We start from the raw sequence: 13,682 nt of genomic DNA, 5'->3' as shown, positions 1-13,682 counted from the left end.
GGACGGCGTAGAAAGAACATGAAGGGGCACTTTGCGATCACTCTTTCCCGGTCGCGTTCGCAACGCTTCGCGGCCGTCTTGGACCTTTTGGCAGGCAACTGCGAGCACGCCGTCGCGGAAAGACATTTCAAGCCGGCTCATGGCTGGATTGTCCGGATAGGGCCGCGGCGAGCCCTGTGTCTGGACGAACGGCGACGGATTGTGGATTCGCGGTGCGATCCGCGGACTTACCTTTTCCGCTGCGGCGGCGTGCAGCCTGCGGCGCTCCCGTTTGGGCCTGGAACTCGTCGCCCTGGAATTCATGGCCGTTGTCGGTTCAGATTTCGCGGATTCCGCGGCTGAAAATCCGGTGGGCACCACATGGCGAAACAATGACCGATACAGCTGAGACGATCGACTATTCCAAGACGCTTTACCTGCCGCAGACGGATTTCCCGATGCGTGCCGGTTTGCCCGAGAAGGAACCGGTGCTGGTCAAGCGCTGGCAGGAGATGGATCTCTACCGCAAGCTGCGCGAGGCCTCCGCCGACCGCCCGAAATACGTGCTGCATGACGGTCCGCCCTACGCCAACGGCAACATCCATATCGGCCATGCTCTGAACAAGATCCTCAAGGACGTCATCAACCGCTCCTTCCAGATGCGCGGCCGCGACGCCAATTACGTGCCCGGCTGGGACTGCCACGGCCTGCCGATCGAGTGGAAGATCGAGGAGCAGTACCGCGCCAAGGGCAAGAACAAGGATGAGGTGCCGGTCAACGAGTTCCGCAAGGAATGCCGCGACTTTGCGCAGCACTGGATCGATGTGCAGACGGAGGAGTTCAAGCGTCTCGGCATCGAGGGCGACTTCGACAATCCTTACGCGACCATGAACTTCCACGCTGAAGCGATGATTGCCGGTGAGCTCCTGAAATTCGCCATGTCGGGCCAGCTCTATCGCGGCTCCAAGCCGGTTATGTGGAGCGTGGTCGAGCGCACCGCGCTGGCCGAGGCCGAGGTCGAGTATCAAGACTATGAGAGCGATACGATTTGGGTGAAGTTTCCGGTGGCCGGCGAGACGGCGGAACTCGCCGACGCCTTTGTCGTTATCTGGACGACTACGCCGTGGACGATCCCTGGCAACCGCGCAATCTCTTATTCTGCCAAGATCAGCTACGGCCTTTACGAGGTCACCGCTGCCCAGAACGACTTTGGCCCGCAGCCCGGCGAGAAGCTGATCTTCGCCGATGTGCTGGCGGAAGGGTCATTCGCCAAGGCCAAACTGCGTTGCCAGCGGCGGCGCGATGTCTCGGCTGAGGAACTCGGTGCCATCATTTGCGCGCACCCGCTGAGAGGCTGGAGCCGCGCGACCCGCAGTGGCCATATGTATGAGCACGAGCCCTATTCGTTCGCCGTGCCGCTGCTTTCCGGTGAGCACGTCACCGACGACGCCGGCACTGGTTTCGTGCACACCGCGCCGGGCCATGGCCGCGAGGACTTCAATGTCTGGGTCGAGCATGCTCGCGAGCTTGAGGCGCGAGGCATCTCCTCGGCCATCCCCTTCACTGTCGACGATGCCGGCTTCTTCACGTTGGACGCGCCTGGCTTCGGTCCGGATCGACCGGGTGGCGCTGCGCGTGTCATCGACGCCAACGGCAAGAAGGGCAATGCCAATCAGGCGGTTATCGGCGCCCTGATCGGGAAGAACATGCTCTTCGCGCGCGGCCGGCTAAAGCATGCCTATCCACATAGCTGGCGCTCGAAAAAGCCGGTGATCATTCGCAACACGCCGCAATGGTTCATCTATATGGACAAGGAGCTGGGCGACGGCACAACGCTGCGTTCGCGCGCGCTCGCCGCGATCGAGGCCACGCGCTTCGTGCCGTCCGGGGGACACAATCGCCTGCGCGCCATGATAGAGGAGCGCCCGGATTGGGTCTTATCGCGCCAGCGCGCCTGGGGTGTGCCGATCTGCGTTTTCGCGGATGAAGACGGCAATGTCCTGAAGGACGAGGTGGTCAACGTCCGCATAGTCGAGGCCTTCGAGAAGGAGGGAGCTGACGCCTGGTTCGCCGAAGGCGCGCGCGAGCGCTTCCTTGGAAACCGCGCCAACGAGAACTGGGCGATGGTCAAGGACATCCTCGACGTGTGGTTCGATTCAGGCTCGACCCACACCTTCACGCTTGAAGACCGGCCGGACTTGAAATGGCCGGCCGATGTCTATCTCGAAGGCTCCGACCAGCATCGCGGCTGGTTCCAGTCCTCGCTGCTGGAAAGCTGCGGTACCAGGGGCAGGGCGCCTTACGACACCGTCGTCACCCATGGTTTCACCACAGACGAGGAGGATCGCAAGATGTCGAAGTCGCTCGGCAACACGGTGGTGCCGCAGGATGTGATGAAACAGTCCGGCGCTGACATCCTGCGCCTGTGGGTGGTGACGACCGATTATTGGGAAGACCAGCGGCTTGGCAAGAACGTGCTGCAGACCAACATCGACGCCTACCGCAAGCTCAGGAACACCATCCGCTGGATGCTGGGCACGCTCGCCCATGACGATGGCGAGGAGGTGCCGTTGGAGAAGATGCCGGAGCTGGAACGGCTGATGCTGCATCGCCTCGCCGAACTCGATGAGGTGGTGCGCCAGGGCTACGACGCCTTCGAGTTCAAGCGCATCACTCGTGCGTTCATCGATTTCATGGTGGTCGAGCTGTCGGCCTTCTATTTCGACATTCGCAAGGACGCGCTCTATTGCGACCCGCCGTCCAGTCTCAGGCGCAAGGCAGCGGTCGAAGTCGTGCGGCGCCTTTTCGACAATTTGGTGAGATGGATGGCGCCAATGCTTCCGTTCACCATGGAGGAAGCCTGGCTGGAGCGTCATCCCGAGGCGGCGTCCGTCCATCTCGAGCAATTCCGGAGCGTTCCTGCAAAATGGCGCGACGAGAAGCTGGCAGAGAAGTGGCGGAAAGTGCGGCAGGTTCGACGCGTTGTGACGGCATCGCTGGAGATCGAGCGTGCAAAAAAGACGATAGGCTCCTCGCTGGAAGCGGCGCCCGTGGTCAACATCACCGATCTCGAGCTGCGCGCCGCGATTGAGGGCGTCGATATGGCCGAGATCTGCATCACCAGCGGCATCGACATCCGCGCCGAGGAGCCGCCCGCCGGCGCTTTCACGCTGGAGGACGTCAAGGGTGTCGCGGTCGTCTTCGCCAGGGCAAAAGGGCGAAGATGCGCCCGCTCCTGGCGCTATACCGACGATGTCGGCTCCGATCCGAAATTTCCCGATGTCTCCGCGCGCGACGCGGCGGCCTTGCGGGAACTAAGGGAACTCGGGCAGCTATAAATCAGCCGCCTTTCAATTCACTCACGCAACTCGAACGGATGGACCACCGGCGCTCCAGTCGGCGCATAGTGCCTGACTTAGCGCGCCTCCCGTTCACGCGCGTCGGCGTGCGTTCGGGTGAATTCACAGAGCTTCGCCGGGTCGCTGAGACGCTCAGCCGGTTTATTCATGTTGCTGCTGAATTTATCAAATTCGGCAGCAACCACTACCCGATCGACCGCAACTGGGCGATTGTTCAGCGTCTTCAGTTGAAGGCAACGAAGACCGAACCGATCAAGAGCCCAGATCAGGTTGGAGTGCGCTAGGCCCCATCACCCAGTCGCGAAGGCTGGTCGCCTGCGTGAGATGGCATCGTCCCGCTGTCCCAAAGCCGAGCTGATGTGGGCCTGAGCACCATAAAGGCTTCTGGACGTGGCAGGCGAGCCGTTCCGGCGTATATCGCGACAAGACCTGGACAAATTGATGACCACCTTGGACGTCACTTTCGTCAGGCTGTCGGAGTGCGCGCTTGCGGCGGGCACGCATTTAGCGCTCGCCCGCACCGACGCCTCCACGATCCACTATTGTCTTCGAGGCGCCGGATTCATCTTCCTCGACGACGAAACACCTATACGCCTGACGCCGCACACGCTGGTGATCGTTCCGCCGAGGCGATCGATGACGATCGCCGCGACGCAGCGCGCGACCGCACCGCGGCACGCCAGTAATTACAACAATTGCGGCTTCATACCGGGGTCCTCGCAGCGGCACACCGTCGGCAACGGCGAGCCGGCGCTGGTGCTTGCGTGCGGGTCCTTTCGCGCCAACTACGGTCCAGCACTCGACTTGTTCGCCTCCCTTGCAACGCCCATCGTCGAGACGTTCGACGTGCACGACCAGCTCGACCAGGTGATGGCCTATGCAATGACCGAGCTCGCAGCCCAGGATGTCGGTGGAGGGCCGATGTCGGCGGCGCTGCTGAAACTCGTTGTGCTCGCATTGCTCCGGCGCTGCCTGGTCTCGATGAACGCGTGGGTGGAGCGGTTTTCGATCTTGAGCGATCCGCCGATCGCACGGGCTTTCGCCGAAATGGCCTCGCGCCCGTCCGTGCCGCACACCGTCCAGAGCCTGTCGCACGCCGTCGGTCTCAGCCGCTCGGCTTTCATGGCGCGGTTTGCCGCCGCCTTCGGAGAGTCTCCGATGTCGTTGCTCCGCCGGGTCAGGATGCGCCACGCAGCAGACCTGCTCGCGGCCAATGCGCTGTCTGTCGACCAGGTTGCCTTGAACGCCGGCTACCAGAGCCGGAGCAGCTTCACGCGCACTTTCCGCAGGTACTACGACAGCGACCCGTCGGAATACCGTGCCAGGGCGCGGCGCGACTCGTCTCACAGCGCCACGCCGACCGAAGACGCGATCGAGGAATCCAATGCAGCCTGACGCCGGCATTCACTCCGCCAGAGCATAGGCGCCGCTCGCGCGCGACCGTGGCAAGGCGTGCTGGACGCGACTGGAAAGGGTGCCCCGGGTTTCGAGGTTTGGACGGCGCGAACGGTCCGTCCACCGGCCTGCAACTCTGCGACGAAACTTGGCTGTGTTTGCTGTCGATGGTGGCGACGTCGCGGGACTCACTGGAGGCGTTCGGCGATCCTGTGGCGGAGCGTCTGGAGATCGTGAGCGAACACGCGGATGCCTTCGGCCAGCTTCTCGGTCGCCATCGCGTCCTCGTTCATGATCCACCGGAAGGTTGTCTCGTCGATCGGGTCCGCAGGGTCCGGGTGCTTTATGTCGACAGCATCTTCGCTCACGAACCAGTGGCAGATCCCGTCTTCGGCCGTTCGAAGGGAGCGCGGCTCCGCGGCGGCCGGAGCCAAGGCGCGTTTGAGCTCGCCCTCCTCGGAGGCAAGGGCGTCCATGAGCGCTGGCGCGATCGTGAGCCGATCGCATCCGGCCAGCGCCTCGATCTGGCCGGTGTTGCGGAACGACGCGCCCATGACGATCGTTTGTATCCCATTCGACTTGTAGTACCCGTAGATGTCCCGCACGGAGCGGACGCCGGGATCCTCGTGGGCGGCGAATTCCTTTCCAGTAGACTCTTTGTGCCAGTCGTAGATGCGGCCTACAAAGGGTGAGATCAGGAAGGCTCCAGCCTCAGCGCTCGCGACCGCCTGGGCCCTGTTCAGCAGCAACGTCATGTTGCACTTCACACCCTCGCGTTGGAGGATCTCTGCAGCGCGTATTCCCTCCCACGTCGAAGCCAGTTTGATGAGCACGCGCTCGGGCGGGATGCCTCGCTGCTTATAGGCGTCGATAATCTGCCGCGCTCGCGCGACCGATGCTCGGATGTTGAAGGACAGGTTGGCGTCCACCTCGGTGGAAACATACCCTGGCACGAGTCGCAAGAGCTCGACCCCGACGGAGATTGCGAGCCGGTCTGCCGTCGCGGCGGCGACGCGTACATCATCGCCGCTCTGTTTGCGTCCCCATGCCAACGCCTCGTCTACGACATCCCTGTACTCGGGAGTGTCGACCGCCTTCAGGATGAGCGCGGGATTCGTCGTGCAGTCCACCGGTTTGACACGCGCCAGCGCTGCGAGATCGCCGGTGTCCGCCACGATCGTAGTCATTGCGCGTAGTTGATCCAGCTTCGACGCCAAGGCCTTTTCCTCTTGATGTCGGCCACGCCCTTGTATGCGGCACGGGGTGCGAGCCTGCCTTCTTGTCGCCGGCTCGCGCTGTTCTATGCCTTGCGCGTGGTCAGGGTCATCGGACCGTCCTTCTTCAGACGGGCTTTCCCGACTGCTCTTCCTCGAATGTCACCGCCACAGCCGCGTTCGCGGAAAGGCGAACCCTCTGCCCCTCGACGTCGGCGACCAGTCCAAGAGCGATGAAGTGCGCGTGGCCCTTGTGCTGACCCTCGCCGCTGTCGCGCTTCGCGAGCTTGATGCGACCGTTGGCGACGCCGTCGACGGTGCCGACGTGGACGCCATCCGCACCGATCACTTCCATGTTCTGAATGATCTTGTCCGTGGTCATTTCGTCTCTCTCCTGTGGGTCTGCCGATCATTGCGCAGCGATGCGTCCGCCGGCAAGCGAGGACGCATCGCAACCTTCATTTATGCAAGCGAGGTAGGCCGCGTCCGCCGCCGCCGCCGACACGTCCCAACGCCGCCCTCAGGCGGCGCTTCTGTGCGGAAGCTTCCACTGCGGACGGACGAAGTGGCAAGTATAGCCATTCGGGTGGCGCTCCAAATAGTCCTGGTGCTCGGGTTCAGCCTCCCAGAAATCGCCAACGGGAGAGAGCTCGGTCACCACCTTGCCGGGCCACAGCCCCGAGGCTTCGACGTCGGCGATCGTGTCTTGCGCGACGCGGTGCTGCTCCTCGCTGGCATAGAAGATCGCAGACCTGTAGCTGGCGCCGTGGTCGTTTCCCTGGCGGTTGGGAGTCGTCGGGTCGTGGATCTGGAAGAAGAACTCCAGCAGATCGCGGAAGCTCGTCTTGCTCGGATCGAACGTTATCTCGATCGCTTCCGCATGCGTGCCGTGGTTGCGGTAGGTCGCATTCTTGACGTCGCCGCCGGAGTATCCGACCCGCGTCGCCACGACGCCGGGAAGGCGCCGCACCAGCTGCTGCATTCCCCAGAAACAACCCCCTGCCAGGATCGCGCGCTCTGTAGTCGCTGCCATCGTCAGACCTCCTGCTTTGCAAAGAGCTTTGCATACTCGCCGTAACCTTCGCTCTCCAGTTGGTCACGGTGGATGAAACGCAGAGAGGCTGAGTTCATGCAGTATCTCAACCCGCCCTTGTCGCGCGGCCCGTCCGGGAAAAGGTGGCCCAAGTGGCTGTCGCCGTGCTTGGAGCGGACCTCGGTCCGTGTCATGCCGCGCGAGCTGTCCACGTTCTCGACGACGTTCGCGGCTTCAAGAGGCCGCGTGAAACTCGGCCAACCCGTGCCACTGTCAAACTTGTCGGTCGACGCAAAGAGCGGCTCGCCCGATACCACGTCGACGTAGAGGCCGGGCTCCTTGTTGTCCCAGTATTCGTTGGCGAAGGGGCGCTCGGTCCCGTCAGTCTGTGTTACGCGGTACTGCTCGGGGGTCAACTTTGAGACCGCCTCGGGGTTTTTCCTGTAAGTAGGCATCGCGCTACTCCCTTTAGTCGTGCGCCAAAGATAGGCACGGGGCTGGTGAGCGTCCAATCACCTGCGGCTATCGAAACGATGCCACGCGGATCGCCGCCCGAGGTGTTTCTATCTGGCGGGAACGGATTCACTTGCCCCCGAACCGAAGGGTTAGACATTGCTAGAACGAGATTTTGAATCGGCACTCGCCGCGATTCCGTGCGGGTACGGTGAAGGCCTGTATGAGGGGCTGCGGTACGGCGTCACCGTCCGCAGGTCTTGCGACCGAAAGCGGAGCAGCCTGTTCGCGCGAGCGCTCGCCGGCGGCGACGTGGTCAGCTTCAACCTTTACCGGCTGAGGTCCGGCGAGAGCTCCTTGCGGCCCTGCGAAATGCCGGTCGAGAAGGTCATCGCATTCGTCCTCGGATATGTTCCAGACGGCTCCCAGGCTTGAGACGTATCGCCGGTCCATGCGTTGCGCGTTGCCGTTCTGGGATGGCGGGCCCTTCCAGCTAGGATGTGGAGGCGGCCTGGCGCAGCGAGGCCAAGATTTGTGCCGGCTCTGCCCGTATCGTGAAATCGGGCTCGACGAACGCGCTGCGGATCAGGCCTGCCGCGTCGATCACGTAGGTCGCGGGAATGGGCAGCATCCAGACCGACGACCCGTGCCGGGCGCCGAGGTCGAAGCCTAGCCCGGAATAGTGTGCCTTGGTCTCGTCGGGCATCCGAAACAGTACGCCATACGACATGGCAACGCCGTAGTCGACGTCGGCGAGTACCTTCAGGTCCAAGTCCAGGCTCTGTTTGAGCTGCCGCGGGAAATCCCTGGTCTCGGGTGTGACGACCGCGAGGGTCGCGCCGACGCTCTCGAACTCGTCCCTCGCGGCCTGGAGGGCGCACAGCTCGGCGGTGCAGAACGGACACCAGCCGCCTCGGAAGAAACTCAGGACGAGGGGTCCGTTGCGGCGCAGCTCCTCGGAGGAGTGGAGATGGCCGTCGGCGTCCGGCAGGAGGAAGTCCGGCGCGGCGTCTCCGACCTTCAACGCATGCGATGCCACGCCTGTATCGCGCAGCCACCCCACGAGGTGGTTGTATGACTCCCAATCCGCGGCGCTGAACGTCGTCAACAGCTCTGTGCGAATCTGGGCAAGTGTTTTGTCGGTCTGGTTTGGCATCGGTGAGGCGTCGTCAGGCTGCGGATCGATTGGCTGGAAGCGATTGGCGGGGGGCGTGCGTGTCGTTGCCCGGGTCGGGGATTTCGACCGACCAGTCGCGAAGCCGCGCGACCTTGACGAAGGCGTCCAGCGCCGGCGAGTAGCGGCGCCCCTGCACTGCCAGCAACCGCACCTGCCGCGAAACCGGATCGCCTTCGAGTGGAATGGTCTTGAGTGCCGGAAGGCGCGGCATGTGCTCGGGCGCGAGTATCACGCCAAAGCCAGCCGCGGCCATGTGCTGCAGGTGCAAGTCGTGACCACTGCAGTGGCCGAGATGCGGCGGTTCCTCGGGGAAATACGACCGTTGGATCTTCGGGGCGACGTCGCATCCGGTGCGTTCCAGCAAGATGGTCTCGCGGAGGTCGTCGATGCCGATCGACGGACGGTTTGCGAGCTGGTGTGTCGGCGCGAGAACTGCGACGTAGCGCTCCTCGAACAGCGACCAGCCGTCGATGCGGTCGGGGATGTCCTGTACGTCCCCGACCATTGCGGCGTTGATCTCCCCCTCAAGCAAGAGATCGACGAGTTTTTCCGCTGCGCCCTCGCGCAGTTCGACTTGAAGTCCAGGAAGGAACTTTGCAATCTCCGCGATCGGATCGAGGACGAGCGACGCAGAGATGGACGGGGCGAGGCCGATCTTCAGTGGCGCAACCTCCTTGCGTTGGAACTCTTGGGCTCTGCGGCGCACCGCCTCTGCCGAGGCCAGCGTGCGCTCCAGCATCGGAAGGACTTCCTTCCCAAGATCAGTGAGCTGCGTCAACTGGCGCTCGCGGTAGATCAACTGGCCGCCGAGCTCCCGCTCGAGCTTCTGCACCCCCTTGGTCAGGGCGGGCTGCGTGACATTGCACTGCTCGGCAGCGCGGGTAAAATTGAGCGTGGCCGCTACGGCGAGGAAGTAGCGAACTTGATGAAGCTCCATGGGTTTTTCTCCGTCAAGTTGCTGGCGACTATACTGACGAGGCTCTGCACTCGACGGCGTGACCGGGCACGCCGCACTCATGGCGTATGGATGCCACTTGCAGGACCACGTTGGAAAGGGCCGGTTCTATCGGTTTGGACGCACGGACACGCTTTCTGGAGCCTCTGAAGGCGGGCTAGTGCGCGGCGAGGTGGGCGAGGACCGGGATCAGTTCGGACGGGTCGCCGCGCCGCGTGTAGTCGACGCTGATGTCGGCGTATGCGATCGTCCCGTCGGGCGCCACGACGTACCGGGCCGGCATGGTCAACGTCCAGCTCCGATCGCCGTTGAAGGCCGCGAGATCCATGTCGCCACCCTCCTCGACGGCACGCAGTTCGTCGGAGACCTTCCAGCGCAGACCGAAAGCGTGCGCGACCTCGCCTCCCGCGTCGGCCAGGCTTGCGAACGACAGCCCGTTACGCCTCTGCGTCTCAAGGCTGTTGTCAGGCGTCTGCTGCGAGACGGCGACCAGCGACGCGCCGAGGCTGCGTATGTCGTGGAAGACCGACTCGATCGCTCGCAGGTCGATGTTGCAGTAGGGGCACCATCTCCCCCGGTAGAACACGAGGACGATCGGCCCGCGACGCAGCGCCTCGCGCGACGAGAACGCCCCGCCGTAGCCGTCACGCAGCAGGAATGCGGGGGCTTGCTCGCCGGCGTGCGCGGCTCGCTCGGCCAATCCGGATGCGGCAAGCGCTTCCATCGCCCGTTGTCGAACCAGCGTCACTTTCGGTGGGGTCGTGGCGAGACGCTCGGCTTTCAGAGCGTCCAGTTCGTCTTGGAGTAACATTTTCGGCTCGTCGCGCGCGGCCCGGTTTGCCGGCAGGATAATCGCTTATCCAGTGCGGCGGCGCTAGTCTCGCTGCGCGAGTTTGAGTTATTCTTGTCATGCATGAATGATCGCCCGCGAGCGAGAAGGCTATTTCTTCTTTTCGGGGCTGGTCTTGGGCGCAGAGAGCTTGGCCAGGTCGGCCGCCAGAGATTTGCGCAACCGAGACGCGGCGAACTCCGTGAAGCACCGCAGCTTGAGCGGCAGGTTCGCCTGTCCCGGATGCACCAGATGCACCGGGATCGGGTCCGGCTCATAGTCCTCCAGGATGAGCCTGAGCTGCCCGGCGGCCACCACCCGTGCGACCTGGTAGGAGAGCACGTTCGTCACGCCGACGCCCGCGATCGCCGCGTCGATCGCGGCCTCGGCCGTGTTGATCTTCAGCCGGCAGAAGGGGCGCACGCCCTTGGTCGCTTTGCCGCGCGGGTTGAAGATCCACGTCATCCCAGATGCCAGGGCCGTGAACGTCACGCACATGTGGTGGGCCAGGTCTTCGGGCATTTTCGGGACGCCGTGGGCGGCGAAGTAGTCGGGGCTGCCGCACACCACGCGCCTGATCTCGCCCACCTTCGTGGCGACGAGCGTGCTGTCGGGCAGCGCACCGACACGGACGGCCAGGTCGATGTGCTCGTCGACAATGTTGATCGTGTGGTCGGAGAGCGTCAGGTGAACATTGATCTGCGGGAAGCGCGCGAGGAATTCGTTCACGACCGGTACGACGTGGAGGCGTCCGAAGACGATCGGCGCCGTCATCGTCAGCGTGCCGCGCGGGACGGTGTACTCCCCGGCGGCATGCGACTCCGCCTCCTCGACCTGCTCCAGGATGCGCTTGCAGGCGGCTACGTAAGCGAGCCCCGTCTCGGTCAGCGATAGCTTCCGAGTCGAGCGGACCAGCAACTGTGTGTTGAGGTGGGCCTCCAGGTCAGCGACCTTGCGGCTGATGGTCGGTAGGGGGACGCCCAGTTGCCGTCCCGCCGCAGAGAAACTGCCGGCCTCGGCTGAGGCTACCAAAATCGACATTGCTTCAAAACGGTCCATCTTCTCTCACATTTCGAGAGGCCATTTCTCACGATTACCGGATTATGCCCCGGCACGGTAGGGGCTACCTCGACCGTCTGAAGGTCGAGCCGGCCGGAGTCCAACGGAGAGAAGACAATGTCCCGCATCGCTATCCCAGGCCGCGACGACGCGCCCGCCGGATCCCAGGCAATTCTCGACAACATCAACAAGATGCTTGGCTTCGTGCCCAATCATTATCGCCTCATGTCCATCAGCCCGAACGCCCTCGGCGGTTGGGCGGGTCTGATGGGGCCGGTGTCCAAGACCCTCGACCTGAAGACCCGGGAGGGGATCGCGCTCGCAGTCTCGGAGGCTAACGGCTGCGACTACTGCCTTGCCGCGCACAGCTACGTCTCGACGAACTTGGCGAAGATACCCCCAGAGGAGATCGCGCTGAATCGGCAAGGCCGGTCGAGCGACCCGAAGCGGCAAGCTGCGGTGGCCTTCGCGAAAGCTCTCATCGAGACGCGCGGTAAGGTTTCCGATGCCCAGTTCGCGTCGGTCAAGGACGCTGGATGGACCGACGCCAACATCGTCGAGATGATCGCGCTGACTGCCCAGTTCCTGTTGACCAACTTCATGAACAACGCGGTGCAGACTCCCATCGATTTTCCAGAGGTCGATCCGGCGAAGGCGGGCTAGCGAGAGGTGTCTTCCTTTGGGAAGGGGAGGGCTGCGGAATCCAATATCTGGAGGGGTGCTTGCGGCCTGCTACGACACCAAGCGCAACAACGCCGTTGCCGCTCGCGGACTACCTGGCGGCACTCTAGTCGGGGTCGATGTTCGGGATCGGAAGCTCACTCAAGTCGTCGTCATAGCTTGCTGCCCGCCCGCCGCTGACGTTGTCGTTCGTGCGGATATCGGCGCTGAGGCCGAGCGTCCGCCCGACGGGACACATGTTCGCGGCCTGCATCAATTGGGCGCGCTCCTCGTCGCCAAGGCTTCCTTCGAGACTGATGGAGCGCTCGAAGGAGTCGCGCCCGCCATCGCCGCCATGGTGGTACGACACGGCCACCTCGACGTGGGAAAGCGGGATTTTCCGCCTTCGCGCCTGCAGCCGTATCGTCATCGCGGTGCACGCGGCGAGCGAAGCGCTCAGCAATTCGTAGGGGTTCGCCCCCGCCGCCGTCCCGCCCCTGCCGCCGGGGCCGCCGATCGAGAACTCCGATGCACCGGCACGGCCGTTGAGCGTGCCGTCGCTGTCAAGGTCGCCGGCCACCACAGCTTGTGGGCGGGAAGCGCCGTCGTCATTCGAATTCGTCATCGTATCTTCCTTTCAAATTTTTGACAGGGCTCCCCTCCACGGCTCGCGCTTGGGCGAACGCGGAGTCGAACTCGCGGCAGGTCAGCCCTTCCCGACAGGTGAGGTGTGAGGCGTGGAGGGTCTCGCCGCCCTTGGCGTCTGCGTAGTACTGAGGCGCCTCGCGACGGTCATATTTCCCATAGTCGCGCACGATCCGCACCCTGCGGACTCTCGCCTTGTCATTCGGCAAGGAAGCGTCCTCGTAGGCCTGCGCCGCAGCGGCGTCCTTCCAGGATATGAGCAGAATCAGGTCGCCGGGCGTGAGTACGGCATCGAAGATGTCCCAGGACGTGCTGTCTGCGGCCCACGGGTTCAGCCCGAGCCGCTCGGCGCAATCGTACGGGTTGTTGGTCTGCTTCCACTCCGCGGGGCGAGTCGCGTTGATCAGCGTCACCGCCGTTGCCTCGCCGACTTCGGTCTCGTCGAGCCGTTGCTCGGTGAGCGCGTACCCGGTCGGCACCCGATCGTCGGCGGTGATCTGGCCGACGCGTAGGTGGTAGTCTGCGAGGATTTCGTCGCGACCCTTCTGCTGGACCTCGTGATGGCGCCTGCGGGTGCGCCAGCGCACGAGCGACTTCTCGTCCCGCCAGTTGGAAAGCGAAAGGATCCAACCCTCGCGGGTCAGGCTCTTGTAGCGGATGTTGTCGACGAAGCCTGCTTCCTGCTCCAGCTCGGAGCGCAGCATCTTGGCGTTGTCGAGGTAGTCGTCATAGTTCTCCTTATTGGGGAGGACCTCAAAAATCACTGAAAACATGTTCGTATCCTGCTTCTGGAGTGTGTCCTGGACAGCACATGGTGGCTTCCGTCTCCGTCACCGACACGTCCCCTTGCACCGGTATGACCGTCACTAGCGCGGCCAAGGGATAATCCGGCGTTCGCGAAAACTATACTCTCGCAAAGCGAGA

14 protein-coding genes are annotated in these 13,682 nt (G+C 63.4%); 4 read left to right on the top strand and 10 right to left on the bottom strand.

The features are described from left to right. The first annotated feature begins 371 nt into the window (after positions 1 to 371). From ileS to FJ964_RS19005, 3 genes are all read left to right on the top strand, one after another. Positions 372 to 3,317 carry an isoleucine--tRNA ligase gene (gene ileS / locus FJ964_RS19015; protein ID WP_140551822.1) on the top strand — a complete coding sequence of 982 codons (2,946 nt, stop codon included), beginning with the start codon at positions 372 to 374 and terminating at the stop codon, positions 3,315 to 3,317. A 107-nt stretch (positions 3,318 to 3,424) separates the two neighbouring features. After that, a complete protein-coding gene (locus tag FJ964_RS19010; RefSeq protein ID WP_140551821.1) occupies positions 3,425 to 3,622 on the top strand; it encodes a hypothetical protein in 198 nt (65 codons plus the stop codon). 157 nt (positions 3,623 to 3,779) lie between these two features. Further along, complete coding sequence (locus FJ964_RS19005; protein ID WP_140551820.1) at positions 3,780 to 4,733, top strand: AraC family transcriptional regulator; 954 nt, start codon at positions 3,780 to 3,782, stop codon at positions 4,731 to 4,733. 188 nt (positions 4,734 to 4,921) lie between these two features. On the opposite strand, the gene FJ964_RS19000 is transcribed toward FJ964_RS19005, so the two are convergent. From FJ964_RS19000 to FJ964_RS18960, 8 genes are all read right to left on the bottom strand, one after another. Then, positions 4,922 to 5,950: a transaldolase gene (locus FJ964_RS19000; protein ID WP_140551819.1), complete on the bottom strand. Its 1,029-nt coding sequence runs from the start codon at positions 5,948 to 5,950 to the stop codon at positions 4,922 to 4,924. Between the two features lie 124 nt (positions 5,951 to 6,074). Beyond that, positions 6,075 to 6,329, bottom strand: a complete 255-nt coding sequence (locus FJ964_RS18995) for a DUF2171 domain-containing protein (protein WP_140551818.1) — start codon at positions 6,327 to 6,329, stop codon at positions 6,075 to 6,077. Positions 6,330 to 6,467: 138 nt separating this feature from the next. After that, positions 6,468 to 6,980: a peptide-methionine (S)-S-oxide reductase MsrA gene (msrA, locus tag FJ964_RS18990; RefSeq protein WP_140551817.1), complete on the bottom strand. Its 513-nt coding sequence runs from the start codon at positions 6,978 to 6,980 to the stop codon at positions 6,468 to 6,470. Positions 6,981 to 6,982: 2 nt separating this feature from the next. Then, a complete protein-coding gene (msrB, locus tag FJ964_RS18985; RefSeq protein ID WP_140551816.1) occupies positions 6,983 to 7,435 on the bottom strand; it encodes a peptide-methionine (R)-S-oxide reductase MsrB in 453 nt (150 codons plus the stop codon). 491 nt (positions 7,436 to 7,926) lie between these two features. Then, entirely contained in the window at positions 7,927 to 8,589 is a 663-nt protein-coding gene (locus FJ964_RS18975; RefSeq protein ID WP_181172528.1) for a peroxiredoxin-like family protein, read from the bottom strand. Positions 8,590 to 8,602: 13 nt separating this feature from the next. Then, positions 8,603 to 9,547, bottom strand: coding sequence for a LysR family transcriptional regulator (locus FJ964_RS18970; RefSeq protein ID WP_140551813.1), 945 nt, complete (start codon positions 9,545 to 9,547; stop codon positions 8,603 to 8,605). A gap of 175 nt (positions 9,548 to 9,722) precedes the next feature. Further along, complete coding sequence (locus FJ964_RS18965) at positions 9,723 to 10,376, bottom strand: peroxiredoxin-like family protein (RefSeq protein ID WP_181172527.1); 654 nt, start codon at positions 10,374 to 10,376, stop codon at positions 9,723 to 9,725. A 129-nt stretch (positions 10,377 to 10,505) separates the two neighbouring features. Beyond that, on the bottom strand, positions 10,506 to 11,453 hold the full coding sequence (locus tag FJ964_RS18960; RefSeq protein WP_140551811.1) for a LysR family transcriptional regulator: 948 nt from the start codon (positions 11,451 to 11,453) through the stop codon (positions 10,506 to 10,508). A 117-nt stretch (positions 11,454 to 11,570) separates the two neighbouring features. Here FJ964_RS18960 and FJ964_RS18955 point away from each other — a divergent pair, with 117 nt between their 5' ends. Further along, the gene (locus FJ964_RS18955; protein WP_140551810.1) at positions 11,571 to 12,116 is read left to right on the top strand and encodes a peroxidase-related enzyme; all 546 of its coding nucleotides are present in this window, start codon (positions 11,571 to 11,573) and stop codon (positions 12,114 to 12,116) included. 124 nt (positions 12,117 to 12,240) lie between these two features. Here the strand turns inward: FJ964_RS18955 and FJ964_RS18950 are convergent, their stop codons facing one another. Then, a complete protein-coding gene (locus FJ964_RS18950; protein WP_140551809.1) occupies positions 12,241 to 12,738 on the bottom strand; it encodes an OsmC family protein in 498 nt (165 codons plus the stop codon). Next, complete coding sequence (locus tag FJ964_RS18945; protein ID WP_140551808.1) at positions 12,722 to 13,531, bottom strand: antibiotic biosynthesis monooxygenase; 810 nt, start codon at positions 13,529 to 13,531, stop codon at positions 12,722 to 12,724. The genes FJ964_RS18950 and FJ964_RS18945 overlap by 17 nt, the downstream gene beginning before the upstream one ends. Positions 13,532 to 13,682 lie beyond the last annotated feature (151 nt).

It is taken from the genome of Mesorhizobium sp. B2-3-2, assembly GCF_006442295.1.
GTDB lineage: Bacteria > Pseudomonadota > Alphaproteobacteria > Rhizobiales > Rhizobiaceae > Mesorhizobium.
This window is presented reverse-complemented; position numbering and strand designations above follow the sequence as displayed.

Bases quoted from the DNA above. Each gene is read 5' to 3' on its own strand.
- ileS (WP_140551822.1), top strand. From the start codon at position 372: ATGACCGATACAGCTGAGACGATCGACTATTCCAAGACGCTTTACCTG.
- FJ964_RS19005 (WP_140551820.1), top strand. From the start codon at position 3,780: ATGACCACCTTGGACGTCACTTTCGTCAGGCTGTCGGAGTGCGCGCTT.
- FJ964_RS18995 (WP_140551818.1), bottom strand. From the start codon at position 6,329: ATGACCACGGACAAGATCATTCAGAACATGGAAGTGATCGGTGCGGAT.
- msrA (WP_140551817.1), bottom strand. From the start codon at position 6,980: ATGGCAGCGACTACAGAGCGCGCGATCCTGGCAGGGGGTTGTTTCTGG.
- msrB (WP_140551816.1), bottom strand. From the start codon at position 7,435: ATGCCTACTTACAGGAAAAACCCCGAGGCGGTCTCAAAGTTGACCCCC.
- FJ964_RS18975 (WP_181172528.1), bottom strand. From the start codon at position 8,589: ATGCCAAACCAGACCGACAAAACACTTGCCCAGATTCGCACAGAGCTG.
- FJ964_RS18970 (WP_140551813.1), bottom strand. From the start codon at position 9,547: ATGGAGCTTCATCAAGTTCGCTACTTCCTCGCCGTAGCGGCCACGCTC.
- FJ964_RS18965 (WP_181172527.1), bottom strand. From the start codon at position 10,376: ATGTTACTCCAAGACGAACTGGACGCTCTGAAAGCCGAGCGTCTCGCC.
- FJ964_RS18960 (WP_140551811.1), bottom strand. From the start codon at position 11,453: ATGGACCGTTTTGAAGCAATGTCGATTTTGGTAGCCTCAGCCGAGGCC.
- FJ964_RS18955 (WP_140551810.1), top strand. From the start codon at position 11,571: ATGTCCCGCATCGCTATCCCAGGCCGCGACGACGCGCCCGCCGGATCC.
- FJ964_RS18950 (WP_140551809.1), bottom strand. From the start codon at position 12,738: ATGACGAATTCGAATGACGACGGCGCTTCCCGCCCACAAGCTGTGGTG.
- FJ964_RS18945 (WP_140551808.1), bottom strand. From the start codon at position 13,531: ATGTTTTCAGTGATTTTTGAGGTCCTCCCCAATAAGGAGAACTATGAC.